Here is a 19684-nt window from a genome sequence, read left to right on the forward strand (position 1 = left end):
CGTGCTGGCAGGCAAGGTGATCGTGGTGACCGGGGCCGGTCGCGGGCTGGGACGGGCCTACGCCCGCGCCGTCGCGGAGGCCGGTGCCGCGGTCGTGGTGAACGACGTGGACGGGGGCGCCGCGGCGGCGGTGGCCGACGAGATCGGCGCGGACGGGGGATCGGCCGTCGCGCACGCCGGGCCGGTCGGGCCGACCGCCACGGCCGACGAGCTGGTCGCCACGGCGGTGGCGGAGTTCGGGCGGCTCGACGCCATGGTCACCAACGCGGGCGTGCTGCGGGACCGCTCGGTGGTGAAGATGACCGACGAGGACTTCGACGTCGTCGTCGAGACCCACCTGCGAGGCACGTTCACCTGCGCGCGCGCCGCGATCGCCCGGTTCCGCGAGCAGGGCGGCGGAGGCCGGCTGGTGCTCGTCGGCTCCCCGGCCGGGCAGCGGGCGAGCTTCGGCCAGGCGAACTACTCGGCGGTGAAGGCCGGCATCGTGGGGATGGCGCGCACGCTCGCCGCCGAGACGGCCAAGCACGGCATCACGGTGAACGCGCTGGTCCCGGTCGCGTTGACGCGGATGGTCGCCACGATCCCCGCGTTCGCGGACGCGGTGGCCGCCGTCGAGCGCGGCGAGCCCGCACCCGACGAGCTGCGCGCGAACGGCGTCGGGACGGCCGAGGACGTCACGCCGCTGCTGGTCTACCTGCTCTCCGACGACGCCGCCGAGGTCACCGGGCAGGCGCTCGGCGCAGGCGGTGACCGGATCACGGTGTGGACGCACCCGTCGGTGGCTGCCGAGGCCTCCCGGCCGGGAGGATGGACCGCCGAGGGCGTGGCCGAGGCGTTCGGCGCCGAGCTCGCCGGTCGGCTGCAGCCCTACGTGCCGCCGGTGGCCGCGCGATGAGCGGCCCGACCGGGCACGCCGCGCTCGCCGCCGCGGGGAACGCCGCACTCGCCGGGGCCGGGCTCACGGCGATCGACGTGCACACGCACGTGCACTTCTCCGTGCGCGGCGCGCAGTCCGACGCCGGGCGGGAACGGATCCGGCAGATGCAGGAGCACTTCCGCTCCGACGTCGCCGGCATGGACCTGCCAGGGCTCGCCGCGTTCTACCGGGAACGGCGGATGGCCGCCGTCGCGTTCACGATCGACTCGCTCGGCGAGACGGCCGAGCACGCCCCGACGAACGAGGAGATCGGCGAGCTGGCCGCGGAGCACCGCGACGCGATCGTCCCGTTCGGCAGCGTGCACCCGTTGCGCGGCAGGGGCGGCGCCGCCATCGCGCGCCGTCTGATCGAGACCTACGGGATGCGCGGGTTCAAGTTCCATCCGAGCGTGCAGGAGTTCTACCCGAACGACCGGACCGCCTACCCGATCTACGAGGTGCTCGCCGAGTACGGGCTGCCCGCGCTGTTCCACACCGGACAGAACGGCGTCGGAGCCGGGACGAAGGGCGGCGGCGGGGTGCGCCTGAAGTACTCCGACCCGCTGTACCTCGACGACGTCGCGGCGGACTTCCCGGACATGCCGATCGTCATGGCGCACCCGTCGTTCCCGTGGCAGGACGTGGCGCTGGCGATCGCCACGCACAAGGCGCAGGTGTACATCGACCTGTCCGGGTGGTCGCCGAAGTACTGGCCGGCCCAACTCGTGCAGTACGCGAACACGCTGCTCAGGCACAAGGTGCTGTTCGGGACGGACTTCCCGCTGTTCACCCCGGAGCGCTGGCGGGCCGACCTGGAGAAGACCGAGGTCCGGGACTCGGTGAAGCCGGGGATCATGCTGGACAACGCGCTGCGGCTGTTCGGGATCGAGCCTGCGTGAGCGCCGACGTCCACGACTTCGCCACCTGGTTCGAGCGGATCGCCGACCTCGCCCCGGACCGGCCCGCCGTGCTCTGCGGTGACCGGACGCTGACCTGGGCCGAGCTGGACGCCCGCGCGGACCGGCTCGCCGGGTACCTGGACGCCCGCGGCGTCGCTGCGGGGGACCGGTTCGGGCTGGCCGCGCGCAACGGCCCCGAGTACCCGGTCGCGCTCGTCGCGCTGCTCAAGCTCGGCGCGACCCCGGTGAACGTGAACCACCGCTACCAGGCCGCCGAGATGGCGCACGTCCTGGCGACCTCCGGCGCGCGCGGCGCGGTCGCCGAGGCCGACCTGGCCGCGACGGTCGCCGAGGCCGGGGCAGGGGTCGTCGTGACCGTCGACCCGTCGTCGGCGAGCGGGTTCGGCGCGTGCGTCGACGCCGCGGAGGCCCTGCCCCGCCGTTCCCGCGGGGACACCGAGTGGGTGCTCTACACGGGCGGGACGACCGGGGCGCCGAAGGCCGTGCTGGGACGCCAGTCCGAACGGCTGCGTGCGGCCAGGGGCGGGTTCGCCACGCTCGGCCTCGACGCGGCCGATCCGGAGGCCGCGCTGCGGGCGGCCGTCGCGCGCGACCCGTACGGGCCGGACGGCATGGTTCATCTGCCCGCCGCCCCGCTCATGCACGGCACGGGGTTGTACGCGGCGCTGGGCGCGTTGACCGTCGCCGCGCCGCTGGCGCTGCTGCCGGAGCGGTCGATCACCGGGGAGGGGCTGGTGGCCGCGATCGCCCGGCACGGCGTGACCGACCTGACCCTCGTCGGCGACGCGGTCGCGCTGCGCCTGCTCGACGCCCTGGACGACGCCGCGGCCCGCGGGCGCGACCCGGGCATCGGCGGTCTGCGACGGATCCGCAGCATCGGCGCGGTCTGGAGCCCTCCGGTCAAGCGGCGGCTGCTCGCCCACGCCGACGTGACGCTGCTGGACACGGTGGCGGCATCGGAGGGCGGCGTGTACGCGCACTCCGTCCTGACCAGGGCGAGCTCTGACCGGGAGATCGGCACGTTCGTGCTCGCGCCCGGCGCGCGGCTGCTGGACCCCGACCACGCAGGCGCCCGCGACGTGCCACCGGGATCGGACGCGGTCGGCGTGCTCGCCGCGCCGGTCGGGCCGCGGGCCGGGTACGAGGGCGACGCGGGCTCCACCGCGTTCCGCGACCTCGACGGGGGCCGCTGGTCGGTGCCGGGGGACATGGCCCGGATCGGCCCCGACGGGCGGCTGACCCTGCTGGGCCGGGGGAGCCAGGTGATCAACACCGGTGGCGAGAAGGTCTACGCCGACGAGGTGGAGCTCGTCCTGCGCGAGCATCCGCAGGTGCGCGACGTGACCGTGCTGGGCGTCCCGGACGAGCGCTGGGGCTCCGTGGTGGGCGCCGTCGTCGCCCTGGACGCGGGCGGGACGGCCACCCCCGACGAGCTGGCGGCGTTCGTCGGCGACCGGCTCGCCGGCTACAAGAAGCCACGCCGGATCGTGCTGGTGGACGAGGTGCACCGGCTCGTCACCGGCAAGTCGGACCTGCGCTGGGCGGCCCGCACGCTGGCGCCCGCGGCGCATCCGGCCCGATGAGGCGCGGCCCGGCACGCAGCGGATGGTGGGTCGTCGTCGGCGGCTCCGTGCTGCTCACGGTCCAGAACGGCCTGATCATGGCCGCGTTCGGCGCCTATCTCGTGGCCGTGACCGCCGACACCGGGTGGGCGGCGGGCGTCGTCGCGCTCGGCTACGCCGTCGTGCAGCTCGGGAACGGCTTCATCGCACCGCTGACCGGCTGGGCCTGCGACCGGGTCGGGACCCGGCTGGTGGCCGCGTGCGGCTCGCTGCTCGGCGCGACCGGGTTCGCCCTGGCCGCGCTGAGCGCCGACGAGACGCAGTTCCTCGGTGCCGTCGCGGTGATCGCGCTCGGGTGCTCGGCGAGCGGGATCATGCCGCTCACCGTGGCCGCCGTGCAGGCGTTGCCGCAGCGGCGCACGCTCGCGCTGGGCCTGCTGCCCAGCGGGATCGCGCTCGGCGGGCTGGCGGTGCCGCTGGTGGCGCTCGCGCTGGAGTCCTTCGGATGGCGCGCGACGTTCGTCGGGGTGGCGGTGGTGATCGCGGGCGTCGGGCTGGTCGCCGGCTCGGTGCTGCCAACCCGTGCGCCTGCCCCCGTCCCGGCCCGACCGCCCGCGGCCATCCCGGACGAGCCGCCGTCGTGCCCCGGACGCGCAGGTCCGGCCGGAGCGGACATCGGGGCGGACACGGGAGCGGACACAGCACTGGGCACCGCCCTGCGCTCGGGCACGTTCTGGCTGCTGGTCGCCGGGCACGGGACGGCGCTGGTCGCGGTGAGTGCCATGAACCTGCATCTGGTGCCGCTGCTGGCCCACCACCACGCCCTGCCGCTGGCGGTCGCCGGAGCCGCCGTGGCGGCCATGTCGATCGCCCAGCTGCTCGGCCAGGTGGTGACCGGCCTGATCGGGGACCGGGTGGACAAGCGGCGGCTCGCCGCGGGATGCATGGCCGTGCAGACGGCCGTGCTGCTCGTGATGGCCTCGGTGTCGGACGCCAGGGCGCTGGTGGCGGCCGCGGTCGTGCACGGGCTCGCGTGGGGGTTACGCGGACCGATCATGACCGCGATGCGGACCGACTACTTCGGACTGTCGTCGTTCGGCACGATCATGGGCTGGTCGATGGGCTTCGTGTCGCTCGGGCTGGTCACCGGCCCGTTACTGGTGACCGCGCTCGAGGCCGGGCCGGGCGGCTACCCGGCCGCGATGCAGGCGCTCGCCGCGGTGTCCGCGGTCGGCCTGGTGGCGTTCCTGCTGCTGCGCCGCCCCGCCCTCGTGCCAGAGCGCAGGCCGCGGGGTGCCGCATCGGAGGCTGCCCGACGGCGCGACGCGGGAGCTACCGTGCCGGACGACCGGAACGCCCGAAACGTCAGGAAAGGGATCACCATGTGCAACGACGCCGGCGATCCGGCTCTCCAGCGACCGGGAACCTACGTCTTCGACGGGGCCACGAGCCGACGCGGGTACCGCATGAACAAGATGTTCATGTCCCTGCGCGACACGGCGTCCCGCGCGACGTTCGGTGCCGACGAGGCCGGCTACTGCGACCGCTTCGGCCTGACGCCGGACCAGCGACGCGCCGTCCTGGAGCGCGACTGGACCGCGATGCTCGAGCTCGGCGGCAGCATCTTCTACGTCTACAAGCTCGCCATGATGGACGGGCACTCGATGCAGTACCTCGGCGGGGTGTTCACCGGCACCGACGAGGAGTCGTTCACCGCGGCGATGCGGGCGGGAGGCCGCCGCGATGGCTGAGGTGATCTGGGGGCTCGGCACCTCGCACGTGCCGTCCATCGGTGCGGCGATGGACCGCGGACTCACGACCGACCCGCGCTGGAAACCGCTGTTCGACGGCTACGCGCCGGCCCGCGAGTGGCTCGCCGGACGCATCCCCGACGTCGCGATCGTGATCTACAACGACCACGCGAACGGCCTGGACCTCGACGTCGTCCCGACGTTCGGGATCGGCACGGCGGAGCGCTACGCCGTCGCCGACGAGGGGTACGGCCCGCGACCGGTGCCCGACGTCGTCGGCGCGCCGGAGCTGTCGCTGCACCTGGTGGAGCAGCTGGTGGACGCGGGGTTCGACCTGACCGTGTTCCAGGAGCTCGACGTCGACCACGGCCTGACCGTCCCGCTGTCGGTGTGGACGCCGGAGCCCGGCGGGGCGTGGCCGTGCCCGGTCGTGCCGCTGCTGGTCAACGTGATCCAGTACCCGCAGCCGACGGCCGCGCGCTGCTACGCGCTCGGGCAGGCACTCGGGCGCGCACTGGCCGTCTACGACGGTGTCCGGACGGTCGGCATCCTCGGTACCGGCGGCATGTCCCACCAGCTGGCCGGGAGCCGCGCCGGGTTCATCAACTCCGAGTTCGACCACATGTTCCTGGACGCGATCGAACGGGACCCGGCCGCGCTGGCGGCGCTGAGCAGGCAGGACTACATCCGGCAGGCCGGGTCCGAGGGGATCGAGCTCGTCATGTGGCTGATCATGCGAGGGGCGATGAACGAGCGGGTGCGCACCGTGCACTCCACCTACTTCGTGCCGGCCTCGAACACCGCGGCCGGTCTCGCGCTGCTCGAGAACGCATGACCGTCCCGGAGCTGGTGGACGCGCTGCCGAAGGCCGAGCTGCACGTGCACCTGGAAGGGACCCTCGAACCGGACGATCTGCGCGCGCTGGCCGCGCGGAACGGCGTCGAGCTCCCGTGGGCCGACGGGGGGCGGCTGCGCGCGGCCTACTCCTTCACCGGCCTCGAGGACTTCCTCGCCCTGTTCTACCTCGGGTGCACGGTCGTCCGTACCCGCCGCGACGTCTACGACCTCACCCGCACCTACCTGCGGCGCGCCGCCGCCCAGAACGTACGGCGGGCGGAGATGTTCTTCTCCCCGCAGAACTTCCTGGACCGCATCGACATCGCCGACCAGGTCGCGGCGCTCGACACCGCGATCGCCGAGGCGCGGGTCGACCTGGGGATCGACGCGGCGGTGATCGTCGTCGCGCAGCGCCACCGTGACGAGTCGGAGGCGCTGGAGCTACTGGAGATGCTGGCGCCGCACCGCGGGTCGATCCTCGGCGTCGGGCTCGGCGGCCCGGAGGTCGGCAACCCGCCCGCCAAGTTCGCGCGGTTCTTCGACGCGGCTCACCGCGCGGGCTACCGGCGCACGGCGCACGCGGGGGAGGAGGGGCCGCCCGCGTACGTCCGGGAGGCGCTCGACGTGTGCCGGGTGGAGCGCGTCGACCACGGTTACGCCGCCACCCGGGACCCGGATCTGGTCGCGCGCCTGGCGGACGACGGCGTCGCGCTGACCCTGTGCCCGCTGTCGAACCTGCGGCTGCGGGTCGTCGACGACCTGCGGTCCTACGCCGTGCGACGCCTGACCGACGAGGGCGTCGCGGTCACGGTCAACTCCGACGACCCGCCCTACTTCGGTGGCGGGGTCAACGACAACTACCGCGCCCTCGTCCGGGCCCTGGACATGGACGCGGACGAGGTCGTCGCGCTGGCCCGCCGGAGCGTGACCGCGTCCTTCGCCGACCCGGCCGACGTGGCCCGCACCCTCGCCGACATCGACACGATCCACCGCGCGGTGGGAACGACCGGTCCCGACACCTCGGAGGAGCGCCGACGATGACGACGACCAGTGATCCGCGGCCGGCCGGCCCCGCCGATCCCGACGTGCCAAGGGGGCTCGACCGGCGACGCCGTGCCGTGCGTCATTCCTTGACGGCCACCAGCACCGCGTAGAACAGCTCGGTGCCCGCCATGCTCACGCGGTGGCGGAAGCGCCGCTGGAGCACCGTCCGGGTGGTCGCCCGCCGCGCCAGCATCCCCTCGACGTCGGCGACGTCGCTGCGACCGTCGACATCGGACACGGTCAGGGCGAGGAAGGACCCGGATCCGAACGCGTCCCAGAGCTCCCCGAGGGTGTCGACCGGGACGTGGCCCTGACCGACGGCACCGGCGGCGACCAGGGCGTTCAGGGCCTCGTCGGCCACTAGCCGCCGCACCTCGTCGGAGTCGATCCGTTCCCCGACCAGGTAGTGGCGGTAGAGCCCCGGGCGGTCGCGGTGCGCGGCGTCGCGTGCCTCGGGGATGCCGTCGGCGCCGACGACGACGGTCACGCCGCGGGCGGTGAGCTCCTCGCCGACGACGCCGTTGCCCGCGCCGAGGTCGAACGCGCGGAGCCCGGTGACACGCTCTCCGGCCGCGTCGGCCAGTGCCGCGGCGACGGTGGCCGGCGACGTGCACTCGAGCTGCCGCTGCACGACGTCCTCGTAGAGGCCGGGCACCGCGTAGACCGAGGCGTAGTCGTGCAGCACGATCCGCTCGGTTCCGCCGTCGTCGGGCCGGTGCAGCAGGAACTCCTCCTGGTTCTGGAGCCGGTTCGGCGTCGGATCGAGCTCTGCGGTCCAGTGGTTCTGCGGCGCGGCCATCGGTCCAGTCTGCCCGCCGGACGGCTCTCGATCCGTTCCGGTGAGCCCCCGATGTCGGGGCCGGACGGGCGCGTGGTTGCCTGACGGTGGAGGTGGTCGCATGGCACCGCCGGTGTTGCGACGACGGGTTCTCCCGCTGACGGACCGCCATGGCCCGTCGTGGTGGCGGCGCCTGCGTGAGAGCCGGCGGCTCTACCGCGCCCGTCACGGTGACCATCTCGCCGCCGCGGTCACGTTCTTCACCGTGCTCGCGCTGGTGCCGTTGCTGATGCTCGCGGTGTCCGCGGTCGGGTTCGTGCTGTCGTCGAGCCAGACCGTGTTCGCACGGATCGAGCAGACCATCGGGGCGGCGCTGCCCCAGCCGGTGAGCACGCAGGTCGTCGACGTCGTCCACGTGGTGGTCGCCGAGCGCGGAACACTCGGCGTGATCGGGCTGGCGGCCGCGGCCGTATCGGGGTGGAGCTGGATCAGCCACCTGCGCGACGCCGTGACCGCGTTGCTGGGACGGCCGTGCCCGGAGCGCAGGCTGCGCCACGCCCACTCGGACGTCGTGGCGCTGCTGGGCATCGGGCTCGCCCTGGCGGTGTCGTTCGGGCTGGCGACGCTGACCGGGATCGTGGGGTCGCGGCTGCTCGACCTGCTCGGTGTGACCGCCACCGTCGGTCCCCGCGCGGTGCTGGCGGTCGGGTCGATCGTGATCGGCCTCGTGGCCAACTGGCTCGTCGTCGCGTGGGGGCTGGCTCACCTGCCGCGCCCGGCGCGACCCGTGCGTCCGCTGCTGCGGGCCGCCGCGGTGGCCGCGGTCGGCCTCGCCGTCCTGCAGCAGCTCGGTGGCCTGTACCTCCGGCTGCTGGGCGGCTCACCCGCGCTGACGACGCTGGGCGGCGCGCTGATCGGTCTGCTGCTGATCGTCTACGTCGTGGTCCGCTGGCTGTTCCTGGTCACCGTGTGGACCGACACCGACGCGCCGGACTCGGTGTCGGACCGCAGCGAGGCCGGTCGCGCCGGCATCGAACTCGTCGCCGACCTCATCGGGTGAGCCCGGAACGCCGCGTGCTCACGGGGTCGGGCCGGCCCCCTCCGCGACGCTCGCCGGGTCGAAGAACGTGCGCAGTACCGGACGGCCCCGCATCGCGGCGGCGAGGCTGATGCCGTCGATGTTGATCCTGGCCTCGCGGAGGTAGTCGCGGCCGACCTGCCCCCACGCCGTGCGGGACGCGTCGATGGTGAAGTAGTACGCGAACCCCTGTGCCCTCAGGTAGTCGTACTTCGGTCCACTGTAGGCGGGGAGACCGGAGATGTCGGCGCCGAACGGGTAGATCAGCAGGTCGGTCGGCCCGACGATCGGTTGCACCTCGGCCTTCCACAGCCGGGTGTCCCGTTCGATGTCGCCGAGGCCGGACGTCGTGAAGTTGATGTGGCCCCACGAGTGCGACGCGAACTCCCAGCCCTCGCCCTTCAGGGCGTCCGCGACCCGCGTCGCCGTGTCCACGTCGGCGGCCAGGTGCGGGTTCCTCCCACCGTAGACGCTGGGGGAGGTGCGGTATCCGAGGACGCCGTTGTAGCCGGTCAGCCCGATGATGCCGCGTGCCCCGTCGTGCGAGAAGTCCGGGTGCTCGCGGACGAAGTCGTCGACCATCGGCATCACGTCGTACGAACCGACGTGGGTGGTGCCGTTCGCGTCGACGTAGGTGTTCCGCACCCGCCCGTCGTCGGCGACGACCAGGTTGTCGGCGAACCCGTCGCCCGCCATGTACTCGTAGTAGGAGACGTCGTCGACCGAGAGCACCAGCGGCTTCTTCCCGGCGGGCAGGCGCAGGGGCTTCGTCGCGACCGTGCCGTCGGCGGCCACCGACGCGAGCTGGTGCGGGCCGACCAGGACGTAGTTCCGCGCGTAGAGCTGGTCGAGGATCCGGGCGAACTGCGCCTGCGTGATCATGTAGTCGTGGTAGCCGGCCGCGGAGTGCCGGTCGGCGAACGCCCGCTCCGGGTCGACGATCAGCGAGTGGAAGAACAGGTGGGACACGCCCGCGTTGTCCTGCCAGAGCACGTCGGTCGGCGCCGGTGCGGGAGCGGCCGGGGGTGCCGGAGCGGCCGCGGGTGCCGGCGCGGGAGACGACGGCCCGGCCCGGCCGGTGTCACCGCCGGCACCGGCGATCGCATACGTTCCCATGAGGACGACCACCGTCACCGCCGCCGCCACCGCGGCGATGCGCCGTCGTCGACGACGTCGTTGCCGCCGCACGGCCGACCCGGTCCACGGCTGAACTCGCGTCCTGGTCGGACGCGCACTCTCCAGGCCCACCGCACCCACCGCGACATCATGTGATCCCCCGGGGATCGTGACTCGGAAGCCGCTCCGGCGTGTCGGCCGGGGACACCCGGATGCCGCAGCGGTGTCGGCGTCGCCACAGTTCCGCGGACGGCGGCCGTCCACCGTCCGACCTAGTGTGTGGATCCGTGATCCTCGACGGTCGACCTGCCGGGACGGCGTGACGCCCGGTGCTCCGAGCCCGCAGGCGATACCTGCCGTTCGTGACGGCGTCCGTCGCCTTCGTCGTGGTCTGCGGCGCGGCCGGGGTCCCGGCGCCCCTCTACGTCGTCTACCAGCGGGCGTACGGCATCTCGACGGTCGCGCTGACGGCCGCGTTCGCCGTCTACATCCTCCCGCTGCTCGCCGCGCTGCTGTGCTGCGGCAGCCTGTCCGACCATCTGGGTCGACGACGGGTGGCCGTGCCAGCGCTCGTCGTCGGCGCGGTCGGGTGCCTGATCCTGACGACGGTGGACTCCGCCGTCCCGCTGATCGTCGGACGGTCGGTGCAGGGTCTCGCGGTGGGGCTCGCGCTCGGTGCGCTCGGAGCGTTCGTCGTCGACCTGGAACCGTCGTCGCGTCCCGGACTCGCCGGGGCGGTCACCAGCGGCGCCCCGCCCGGCGGCATCGCGCTGGGCGCCCTCGCGTCGGGCGCCGCGGTGCAGGTGGCCCCGGCTGCCGCGCCGGTCGTGTCGTTCGTGGTGGTGGCCGGGCTCCTGGTCGTGGCCGCCGTCGCCCTGGCGTTCCTCCCGGAGCCTGCCGGCCGGCGTCCCGGCGCGCTGCGGTCGCTCCGGCCGGTGGTCCGGGTGCCCGCGACCGCCCGCGCGGTGTTCCCCGCGGTGTGCGTCCTCGTGGCGGCGACCTACGTCCTCGGCGGGTTCACCCAGGCGCTGGCGCCGTCGTTGACGACGTTCGTCCTGGGCCGCGACGACCTGTTCAGCGGCGCACTCGCGGTCGCCGTCTACCACCTCGTCGGACCGGTGGCCGGCCTCGCGGCGAGCCGATTGCGTGCCGCGCGAGCGCTGACCGGCGGCGCGGTCGCTCTCATGATCGGCGTCGCCGGGTACGTCGCGGCGATCGCCGCCGCGAGCTTCGCCGCGTACATGGTCGCCGCCGTCGTGGCCGGCGCGGGCTTCGGCGTCGCGTTCGCCGGTGCGATGCGGGTGCTGCTCGACCGGAGCCCGGCCGGCACGCACGCCGGGACGCTCGCCGCCGTCTACCTGTACTGCTACCTCGCGGCGGCGGTGTCGAGCCTGCTCGCCGGCGTCGCCGTCGAGATCTGGGGACTGGCGCCGGTGGCGTCGGGACTGTGCGGGCTGGTCGTGCTGCTCGTCGCGGCCGGCGCCGGTGGGGCCGCGCTCCGGATGCGGACCGCCTGACGTCAGCGGCGGCCCCTGCCGCGACGGGCCGGTCGACGCCGGTTCGCGGCGGGTGTCGCCCGTGCCGGTGTCTGCTCCCGGCGGGGCGTGCGGGTGCTGTTGACCGTGCGCCCGCGGACGATCCCGATGAACTCCTCCATCAGGTCGGTGTTCTCCGCGTCCGGCCAGGTGAGGACCACGGTCGACGACGGCGCGTCGGTCAGCGGCCGGTAGGTCAGGTCCCGCCGGTGGTGCAGCCGGGCCAGCGACTGGGGAACGACCAGCACGCCGACACCCGCGGCGACGAGCTCGACCGCCTCACCGGTCGTCGCGGGCGTGTGGTCCGCGGGCCGTCCCGGAGCATCACCGGCCCAGTCGAGCGTGTCGTCGCGCGGGTGGAGCAGCGTCTCGTCCGCCAGGTCCTCGACGGCGGCCTCCTCGGCCACGGTGAGCAGGTGGCCCTTCGGGACGACGGCGACGGTGGTCTCGGTGTAGAGCGGGATCGCGTGCAGCCCGGTCCGGTCGATCGGCAGCCGCACCAGCCCGGCGTCCAGCGCACCCGTCCGGATCATGTCGACCGCCCCGTCCGTGGTCGCCGGGACCAGTTCCAGCAGGTTGTGCGGACGGCGCTCGGCCCACATCCGCGCCCACTTGCCCGGCGTGACGCCCTGCACGTAGCCGAGCCGGAACGGCGCGGGGTCGCTCGGCTCGGTCACCGGTCCAGGCTATCCATCGGCCCCGATACCCTGGGCGCATGGCGCGCCAGATCCAGACGATGAAGGCCGCGACGGCGGCGAAGAAGCTCGGCGTGCTCCTCGACGCGACGCCCGAGGAGTTCCGCGACGGCGTCGTCTCGCGCGACGAGCTCGACGCCCTGCAGGCCGATCCGCCGGAGTGGCTGCGCGAGCTGCGGCGCGACGGCCCGCACCCGCGTCCGGTCGTCGCGGACCGGCTCGGGGTGTCGATCTCCGGCCTGGCCAGGGCCGACATCACCGAGCCGCTGACCACGGCGCAGATCACGGCGCTGAAGGAGGAACAGCCGGAATGGCTGGTCCGCGAGCGCGCCACCCGTGCCGAGTCCCAGCGCGAGGAGGCCCGGGTGCAGGCGAAGGAGTCCGGCCGACCCGCACGGTAGCCGCCGTCGAGCAGCCCGGACCGGCGCGCGGTGATCCGGAGTTCGCGAACGTCTCGGGCGAACGCGCGCGTCGGGGCACGCGCGTTCGTCGGGTCGGCGCGCGTCCGCGGGTCGGCGCGCGTCGGGCCGAAGGGACCGAATCCCGGCCGTCGCCCCGGGAGCCCTCCCGAGATCGACTCCTAGCGTGCCTCCTGTCGCACGACGAGAGACACCGACGAGAGGAGTCCCACCATGACACCGACGAGGATGCTCACCCGGATCACGCTCGGAGCGGTCGCGGCCGCCGCGGCGGCGGTCGTGGCCGCGCCGATGGCGAGCGCCGGCCCGCCCACCTACCGGTCGCTGCAGGAGTGCCAGGACGCGGGCTTCGCCCAGGTCGGCGCCGCGGGCGGGGCGTTCAGCGGTAAGCAGTTCGAGTGCGAGAAGACCTACGGCGTGCCGGCGGGTGTCGCCGGGTGCCCGACGACAGCGGGCTCGAGCGGCTGCATCGGCGAGTACTACATCCTGCGCACCAAGGACGCCTGACCACCGGACGCGCGGTGATCCGGCGTTCGCGCGCGGCTCGGGCGGACGCGCGCGTCCGGACACGCGCGTCCGCCGGGTCGGTGCGCGTTCCGCGGATCACCGCCCCGCGCGCCTGGTAGCGGCCGGGCGGACCTGTGCGCGCTCGCCCGTCCGCATCTCGTCGACCCGTACCGGACGTGGAACGCCGCGCCGGACCAGGACGTCCGCGGCCACCGGGTGCCGCAGCAGTACCGCTCGGGACTGTCCGCCCGCCGTCGGGACCAGACGCCGTGAGGCTCAGTAGCGGTTGACCCGCGCGTCCCGACGCAGAGCGGCGTCGATCAGACGGGCGGGCAGCCGGACGCCGAGCTGGCTGCGGGCCATCCGGCCTGCGGTCGGCACGTCGTCGCGGTCCGGCCAGGTCCCGGTGTCCCAGAGGTGGGAGCGGGCGAACGCCTTGGCGCAGTGCAGGTACAGCTCGGTGACGCTCACCTCGATGCTCAGCGACGGGGTGGAGCCCTCGACGGCCAGGGCGTCCAGATAGGGGGCCTCCGCGACGATCCGGGCGGTCCCGTTGACCCGCAGGGTGTCGCCGATGCCGGGGACCACGAACAGCATCCCGACCTGCGGCTGCTCGAGGATGTTCGTGAGGCTGTCGAGGCGGCGGTTGCCCTTGCGGTCGCCGAACGCGAGGGTGCGCTCGTCGATCACCAGGACGCTGCCGGGGGGATCGCCGCGCGGGGAGACGTCGACCCTGCCCTGCGCGTCCGCCGTCGCGAACAGGAAGAACGGGCTGGCCGCGACGAACCGCGCGGACTCGGCGTCGATGTGGTCGATGGCCTTGTCCGCGATCTGCCGGGGCGGTTCCTTCACGATCTCACGCAGCTCGGACAGGGAACGGATCTCACGGGCCATGATGTGAGGCTACCCTTAGCCATTGCGCGCTCTCGATGTCGATCCAGCGATCGGTCCAGGATCGGCGCATCGGGCCGTGGTGACGCGATTTGACCGGACGACGAGTGCGGCACAGAATCGACTCATCAGTCGAGTTCAGGCTCCGGGGGCAGACAGCGACCGCGCGTCCCGCCACCGCACCAGGAGGTGTCGATGACCGTGCTCGCGACGGCGCTCGATCCGGAGTCGCCGAGGTACGCCGAGGACCGGACGGCGATGCTGGAGGCGCTGGACGCGTTCACCCCGCTCGCCGAGCGGGTCCTCGCCGCGGGCGGGGAGCGCGCGGTCTCCCGGCACCGGGCGCGGGGCCGGTTGCCGGCGCGGGAGCGGGTCGACCTGCTGCTCGACGAGGACGTGCCGTTCCTCGAGCTGTCGATGTTCGCCGGCGCGCACGAGGACGGCGGGCACCCGGGTGGCCGGATCATCACCGGGATCGGCCAGGTCAGCGGCGTCGAATGCATGGTGATCGCGAACGAGCCGACCGTGAAGGGGGGCTCGCTGGGGCCGGCGTCGGTCGCCCGGCAGCTGCGCGCGCTGGACGTCGCCGAACGCAACCGGCTGCCGGTGGTGAGCCTGGTCCAGTCCGGAGGGGCGGACCTGCCGCGCCAGGCCGAGACGTTCGTGCCGGGCGGCCGGACGTTCCGCCAGCTCAGCCGGCTGTCCGCCGCGGGTATCCCGACGATCGCGCTGGTGTTCGGCAGCTCCACCGCCGGTGGGGCGTACATGCCGGGGATGAGCGAGTACACGGTGTTCGTCAAGGACCAGGCCGCCGTCTACCTCGGCGGCCCGCCGCTGGTGAAGATGGCGCTCGGCGAGGACGTCGACGACGAGACGCTCGGCGGCGCGGACATGCACGCCAGGGAGTCCGGCCTCGCCGACCACCTCGCCGTCGACGAACGGGACGCGCTGCGGATCGGCAGGCAGATCGTGGGCGCACTGGGATGGCGCAGGGCAGGGCCCGGCCCGTCGCGGCAGGCCGAGGCCCCGGTGCACGCGGCGGAGGGGCTGCTCGCCTGCGCGAGCGCCGACCCGAAGCGCTCGGTCGAGGTCCGTGAGGTGCTCGCGCGGACGCTCGACGGCTCGCGGTTCGACGAGTTCAAGCCTCTCTACGGGCCGCAGCTGGTGTGCGGCTGGGGTCATCTGTGCGGCTTCCCGGTCGGGGTGCTCGCCAACAACGGGATCCTCTTCTCCCCCGAGTCCCGCAAGGGTGCGCACTTCGTCCAGCTCGCCAACGCCCGCGACATCCCGCTGCTGTTCGTCCAGAACATCACCGGCTTCATGGTGGGGACCGATGCGGAGCGGGGCGGGATCATCAAAGACGGTGCGGCGCTGATCAACGCGGTGTCCAACTCGGCCGTCCCGCACCTGACACTCATGATCGGCGCGTCCTACGGCGCCGGGAACTACGGCATGTCCGGCCGGGCCTACGACCCGCGCTTCGTGTTCACGTGGCCGAGCCACCGGATCGCGGTCATGGGCGGCAAGCAGCTCGCCGGGGTGATGTCCGCGGTGCGGCGGGCGTCCGCCGAGCGCAACGGCGACCCGTACGACGACGCGACGGACGCCGCCGTCCGCGCCGAGACGGAGGCGATGATCGACGCCCAGTCCGGGGCGCTACGGGCGACCGGCGAGCTCTGGGACGACGGCGTGATCGACCCCCGCCACACCCGCACCGTGCTCGGTCTCGCTCTGTCCGCCGTGCACTCCGCCCCCGTCGCCGGCACCGGCCGGTTCGCCCCGTTCCGGATGTAGGAGCCCGCCGTGATCCGAACGCTGCTCGTCGCGAACCGCGGCGAGATCGCCCGACGGGTGTTCCGGACGGCCCGCGCGATGGGGATCCGGACGGTCGCCGTCTACTCCGAGCCGGACGCCGGGGCGCCCCACGTGCGCGACGCCGACCTCGCCGTCGCCCTCGGCGGACGGACGAGCGCCGAGTCCTATCTGGACGTCGACGGGATACTGGCGGCGGCCGCGGCGACGGGCGCCGACGCCGTCCATCCCGGCTACGGCTTCCTGTCGGAGAACGCCGGGTTCGCCGTCGCGTGCGGTGACGCCGGGCTGGTGTTCGTCGGGCCCGCTCCGGAGTCGATCGCCGACATGGGACTCAAGGACCGGGCGAAGGCGCTGGCGCGCAAGGCCGGTGTCCCGGTGCTCCCGGACGCGCCGCTCGTCGGTGACGACGCGGGCGGGTGGCGGGCCGCCGCGGCGGAAGTCGGGTACCCGCTCCTGGTCAAGGCCGTCGCGGGCGGCGGCGGCCGCGGCATGCGGCTCGTCGGGCACCCGGACGACCTGGCCGGGGCCGTGGCGGCGGCCCGCCGCGAGGCGCAGGCGTCGTTCGGTGATCCGGACGTGTTCTGCGAGCGGTACCTGCGCGTGGCCCGCCATGTCGAGATCCAGGTGTTCGCCGACGCGCACGGTCGGGCACTGCATCTCGGCGAACGGGAATGCTCGATCCAGCGCAGGCACCAGAAGGTGCTCGAGGAGGCGCCGTCGCCCGCCGTCTCCCCGGATCTGCGACGGGCGATGGGCGACACCGCCGTCGCCCTCGCCCGGGAGATCGGCTACCTCGGGGCGGGCACGGTCGAGTACCTGCTCGACGACACGACGGGCGAGTTCTTCTTCCTGGAGATGAACACCAGGCTCCAGGTCGAGCACCCGGTCACCGAGGAGGTCACCGGCCTGGACCTGGTCCGGCTCCAGCTGGAGGTGGCACAGGGCATGCCGCTGCGGATCGGCAAGGACGACGTGACGATCCGTGGTCACGCCATCGAGGTGCGCCTCTACGCGGAGGATCCGGCACGGGGGTACCTGCCCACGCCCGGTCCGCTGCACCGCTACGCGCATCCGCACGACCTGCCCGGCGTCCGCTTCGAGGACGGCGTCGCCGCGCCCGGCGAGATCACCCCGTTCTACGACCCGATGCTGGCGAAGATCGTCGCCGTCGCCGACGACCGCGCCGAGGCGGCCGCCCGGCTCGCCGGCGCGCTCGACGCGACCGAGGTGCACGGGACCACCACGAACCGCGCCCACCTCGCCGCGGTGCTCCGTGATCCGGACTTCCTCGCCGGCGGGACCCGTACCGACTACCTGGACGCGCACCCGGGCCTGGCCACCCCGTCTCCCCCTGACCTGCACCTGGTCCACCTGAGCGCGGTCGTCGCCACGGCGGCCGCCGCGCGCCGTGCCGACGACCGCCGCACGCCGTTCGCCGCTCCCGGGTTCCGCCTGCTGCCCGGCAGCCCGCTCACCCGGTCCATCTGGGAGGGACCGGCCGGCGGGACCCACGAGGTGGAGTACCGCCTCGACGACGCGCGCGGTGACACCAGCCTGGTCCTCGCCATCGCGGACGGCCGGCACGAGGTCCACCTGCGCGACCTCGGTCCGGACGCCGTCCGGGTCGAGTGCTCCGGGGTCGAGCACCGCTGTGCGGTGCACCGCTACCCGGACGGCTCGCACTGGGTGACGTCGGCGCTCGGACAGACCGGATGGCGTCCGGCGCCGCGGCTGCCGGAACCGGACCCGGTCGCCGCCACCGGGGGACCCACTGCGGAGCTCCCGGGCACCGTCGTCGCCGTGCTCGTCGTGCCGGGGGACCGGGTCGAGCCAGGTCAGCCGCTCGTCGTGGTGGAGGCCATGAAGATGGAGCACCCCGCCGTCGCGGCGGGTCCCGGTGTCGTGCGGGCCGTGCTGGTGGAGGTCGGGCAGTACGTGCCTGCCCGCTCCGTGCTCGTCGAGCTCGCCCCGGACGTCGACGCGCAGAGTTGATCGAGGTGTCGGCTTCGCCGGGGCGCCGCTTGCGGTTGCAGCGGCGTCGTTCGCGTCCGTGATCCACCGCGGCGCGGAGAGATCACGGCATATAGTTGACACGCGAGTCGACTTGCGGTTGTGTGGCTCACACCACGTTCGGTGCCCGGTCGACCCGGGCGCGCGTGGGGCCGACCAGCCGATCACGACCGGGTCCCCCTGGCAGAAGGGCGAGTGCGGTGTCGACGACGACCACTGCGTTACCCGGTGACGGCACGCCGCCGCCCACCTCGCCGGCCACACTGCCGTCCGCGCTGCGCCGCACCTGCGAGCTCCGCGGCGGCGCGCCCTTCCTGCTGACGGCCGAGAGGGACTGGACCTACGCCGAGATCGAGGACGCGAGCGCCCGGCTCGCCGACGGTCTGCTGGCCGCCGGTGTCCGGCCGGGCGAGCGGATCGCGATCGCCGCGCCGAACTCGGCCGAGTGGATCATCACCTGGTTCGCCGCCGCCCGGATCGGCTGCCCGCTGGTCACGCTCAACGTCGCCTACCGCGAGCACGAGTTCGACCACATGCTCAACCAGTCCGGCTCGGTCGCGCTGGTGTGCGCCGCCCGCCACGGCGACTTCGACTTCGTCGGGTTCCTGGACGCACTGCGCGCGCAGCTACCGACCGTCCGCGAGTACGTGTTCCTGGGCGGGACCGGGTTCGACGGGAGCCGGACATGGGACGACCTCCTGGCCGCCGGACCGGCGTCGGACGCCCCGCCGTCCGACGCTCCGGTGGCACCGCACGACCCGCTCGTCATCCTGTACACGTCCGGGACCACCGGGCTCCCGAAGGGTGCCGTCCTCACCCACGCCGGCGTCCTCGCCTCGGCGCGCGCGCAGGCCGACCACCTCGGGCAGCGCCCCGACGACGTCGCCATCGGGCACATGCCGATGAACCACGTCGGCGGCATGACGTGCACGGTCGCCGCGGCGATGGTCTCCGGCGGTGCCGTGGCGCTGCTCGCCGGCTTCGGACCGCAGATCGCCCTGCGGACCGTCGTCGAGCGGCGGGTGTCGATCTTCGTCGGCGTGCCGACGATGTACGCGCTGGTCATGGGGCTGCCCGAGTTCCGAGACGCCGACACCTCCTCCGTGCGCACGTGCGTGATCGGCGGGTCCAACGTGGAGCCCGAGATGGGCAGGCGGATCCTGCAGGTCTTCCCGGGCACCCGCCTGGCCAACCTCTACGGCCTGTCCGAGTCCTCCGGCGGCTGCGTGATCTCCGCGGCCGACGACGACCTGGACACCCTCGTCGAGACGATCGGCGTGCCGATCGGCGACTTCCGGGTCCGGGTGGTCGACGCGTCGGGGGAGCCGCTCCCGCCGGACGCGGAGGGCGAGCTGCAGGTCGCCGGCGCGTGCGTGGCGGGCGGCTACTGGGGCATGGCCGAGGAGTCCCGCGCGGCGTTCCGGCGGGACGGCTGGCTCGCGACCGGGGACATGGCCGCGATCCGGGCCGACGGGCGGGTGGTGCTCCGCGGCCGGACCAAGGACATGTACGTGCGGGGTGGATACAACGTCTACCCGGCCGAGGTCGAGAACGTCATCGCCGGGGATCCCGCGGTGGCGATGAGCGCGGTGATCGGTGTGCCGCACGAGATCTACGGCGAGGTCGGCCGTGCGTACGTGGTGCCCGTCGCGGGCGCGCGGGTGGACGTCGACGCCGTGCTCGAGCGCTGCCGCGCCCGGCTCGCCCGCTACAAGGTCCCGGCCGAGGTCGAGGTCGTCGACTCCCTGCCGCTGACCCCCTCCGGAAAGATCAAGAAAGTGGCCCTGAAAGCGATCGCGCGGTGACTGAG

17 protein-coding genes are annotated in these 19684 nt (G+C 73.9%); 13 read left to right on the plus strand and 4 right to left on the minus strand.

The window, feature by feature from the left end; genetic code table 11:
- Window position 1 precedes the first annotated feature (1 nt).
- The 6 genes from EV378_RS30930 to add are packed head-to-tail and all read left to right on the plus strand — an operon-like array spanning window position 2 to window position 7027.
- On the plus strand, window positions 2–895 hold the full coding sequence (locus EV378_RS30930) for an SDR family NAD(P)-dependent oxidoreductase (protein WP_132430957.1): 894 nt from the start codon (window positions 2–4) through the stop codon (window positions 893–895).
- On the plus strand, window positions 892–1815 hold the full coding sequence (locus EV378_RS30935) for an amidohydrolase family protein (protein ID WP_132430959.1): 924 nt from the start codon (window positions 892–894) through the stop codon (window positions 1813–1815). The genes EV378_RS30930 and EV378_RS30935 overlap by 4 nt, the downstream gene beginning before the upstream one ends.
- On the plus strand, window positions 1812–3419 hold the full coding sequence (locus EV378_RS30940) for an AMP-binding protein (RefSeq protein ID WP_165922566.1): 1608 nt from the start codon (window positions 1812–1814) through the stop codon (window positions 3417–3419). The genes EV378_RS30935 and EV378_RS30940 overlap by 4 nt, the downstream gene beginning before the upstream one ends.
- Entirely contained in the window at window positions 3416–5149 is a 1734-nt protein-coding gene (locus EV378_RS30945; protein WP_132430963.1) for an MFS transporter, read from the plus strand. The genes EV378_RS30940 and EV378_RS30945 overlap by 4 nt, the downstream gene beginning before the upstream one ends.
- The gene (locus EV378_RS30950) at window positions 5142–5984 is read left to right on the plus strand and encodes a class III extradiol dioxygenase subunit beta (RefSeq protein ID WP_132430965.1); all 843 of its coding nucleotides are present in this window, start codon (window positions 5142–5144) and stop codon (window positions 5982–5984) included. Before EV378_RS30945 ends, EV378_RS30950 begins: the two co-directional genes overlap by 8 nt.
- Window positions 5981–7027 carry an adenosine deaminase gene (gene add / locus EV378_RS30955; RefSeq protein WP_132430967.1) on the plus strand — a complete coding sequence of 349 codons (1047 nt, stop codon included), beginning with the start codon at window positions 5981–5983 and terminating at the stop codon, window positions 7025–7027. Before EV378_RS30950 ends, add begins: the two co-directional genes overlap by 4 nt.
- A gap of 82 nt (window positions 7028–7109) precedes the next feature.
- On the opposite strand, the gene EV378_RS30960 is transcribed toward add, so the two are convergent.
- Window positions 7110–7829: a class I SAM-dependent methyltransferase gene (locus tag EV378_RS30960; RefSeq protein WP_132430969.1), complete on the minus strand. Its 720-nt coding sequence runs from the start codon at window positions 7827–7829 to the stop codon at window positions 7110–7112.
- Window positions 7830–7929: 100 nt separating this feature from the next.
- On the opposite strand from EV378_RS30960, the gene EV378_RS30965 reads away from it, so the two are divergent.
- Window positions 7930–8868: a YihY/virulence factor BrkB family protein gene (locus EV378_RS30965; protein ID WP_132430971.1), complete on the plus strand. Its 939-nt coding sequence runs from the start codon at window positions 7930–7932 to the stop codon at window positions 8866–8868.
- 18 nt (window positions 8869–8886) lie between these two features.
- Here the strand turns inward: EV378_RS30965 and EV378_RS30970 are convergent, their stop codons facing one another.
- Complete coding sequence (locus tag EV378_RS30970; protein ID WP_132430973.1) at window positions 8887–10002, minus strand: polysaccharide deacetylase family protein; 1116 nt, start codon at window positions 10000–10002, stop codon at window positions 8887–8889.
- Between the two features lie 362 nt (window positions 10003–10364).
- Between EV378_RS30970 and EV378_RS35635 the strand changes: the two genes are divergently transcribed.
- Window positions 10365–11519 (plus strand): MFS transporter, encoded by a 1155-nt coding sequence (locus EV378_RS35635; RefSeq protein WP_165922567.1) that lies wholly within the window; start codon window positions 10365–10367, stop codon window positions 11517–11519.
- Window positions 11520–11521: 2 nt separating this feature from the next.
- Here the strand turns inward: EV378_RS35635 and EV378_RS30975 are convergent, their stop codons facing one another.
- Entirely contained in the window at window positions 11522–12214 is a 693-nt protein-coding gene (locus EV378_RS30975; RefSeq protein WP_165922568.1) for a LysR substrate-binding domain-containing protein, read from the minus strand.
- 38 nt (window positions 12215–12252) lie between these two features.
- On the opposite strand from EV378_RS30975, the gene EV378_RS30980 reads away from it, so the two are divergent.
- A complete protein-coding gene (locus tag EV378_RS30980) occupies window positions 12253–12633 on the plus strand; it encodes a DUF5997 family protein (RefSeq protein ID WP_132430975.1) in 381 nt (126 codons plus the stop codon).
- Between the two features lie 231 nt (window positions 12634–12864).
- The gene (locus EV378_RS30985; RefSeq protein ID WP_132430977.1) at window positions 12865–13158 is read left to right on the plus strand and encodes a hypothetical protein; all 294 of its coding nucleotides are present in this window, start codon (window positions 12865–12867) and stop codon (window positions 13156–13158) included.
- Between the two features lie 276 nt (window positions 13159–13434).
- Here the strand turns inward: EV378_RS30985 and EV378_RS30990 are convergent, their stop codons facing one another.
- Window positions 13435–14052 carry an MSMEG_1061 family FMN-dependent PPOX-type flavoprotein gene (locus EV378_RS30990; protein WP_132430979.1) on the minus strand — a complete coding sequence of 206 codons (618 nt, stop codon included), beginning with the start codon at window positions 14050–14052 and terminating at the stop codon, window positions 13435–13437.
- A gap of 192 nt (window positions 14053–14244) precedes the next feature.
- Here EV378_RS30990 and EV378_RS30995 point away from each other — a divergent pair, with 192 nt between their 5' ends.
- The 3 genes from EV378_RS30995 to EV378_RS31005 all read left to right on the plus strand — a co-directional run bounded on the left by EV378_RS30995 (window position 14245) and on the right by EV378_RS31005 (window position 19679).
- A complete protein-coding gene (locus tag EV378_RS30995) occupies window positions 14245–15843 on the plus strand; it encodes an acyl-CoA carboxylase subunit beta (protein ID WP_132430981.1) in 1599 nt (532 codons plus the stop codon).
- Window positions 15844–15852: 9 nt separating this feature from the next.
- On the plus strand, window positions 15853–17856 hold the full coding sequence (locus EV378_RS31000; protein ID WP_207908911.1) for an ATP-binding protein: 2004 nt from the start codon (window positions 15853–15855) through the stop codon (window positions 17854–17856).
- Window positions 17857–18074: 218 nt separating this feature from the next.
- Window positions 18075–19679, plus strand: coding sequence for a class I adenylate-forming enzyme family protein (locus EV378_RS31005; RefSeq protein ID WP_207908912.1), 1605 nt, complete (start codon window positions 18075–18077; stop codon window positions 19677–19679).
- Window positions 19680–19684 lie beyond the last annotated feature (5 nt).

The organism is Pseudonocardia endophytica (assembly GCF_004339565.1).
Lineage (GTDB): Bacteria > Actinomycetota > Actinomycetes > Mycobacteriales > Pseudonocardiaceae > Pseudonocardia > Pseudonocardia endophytica.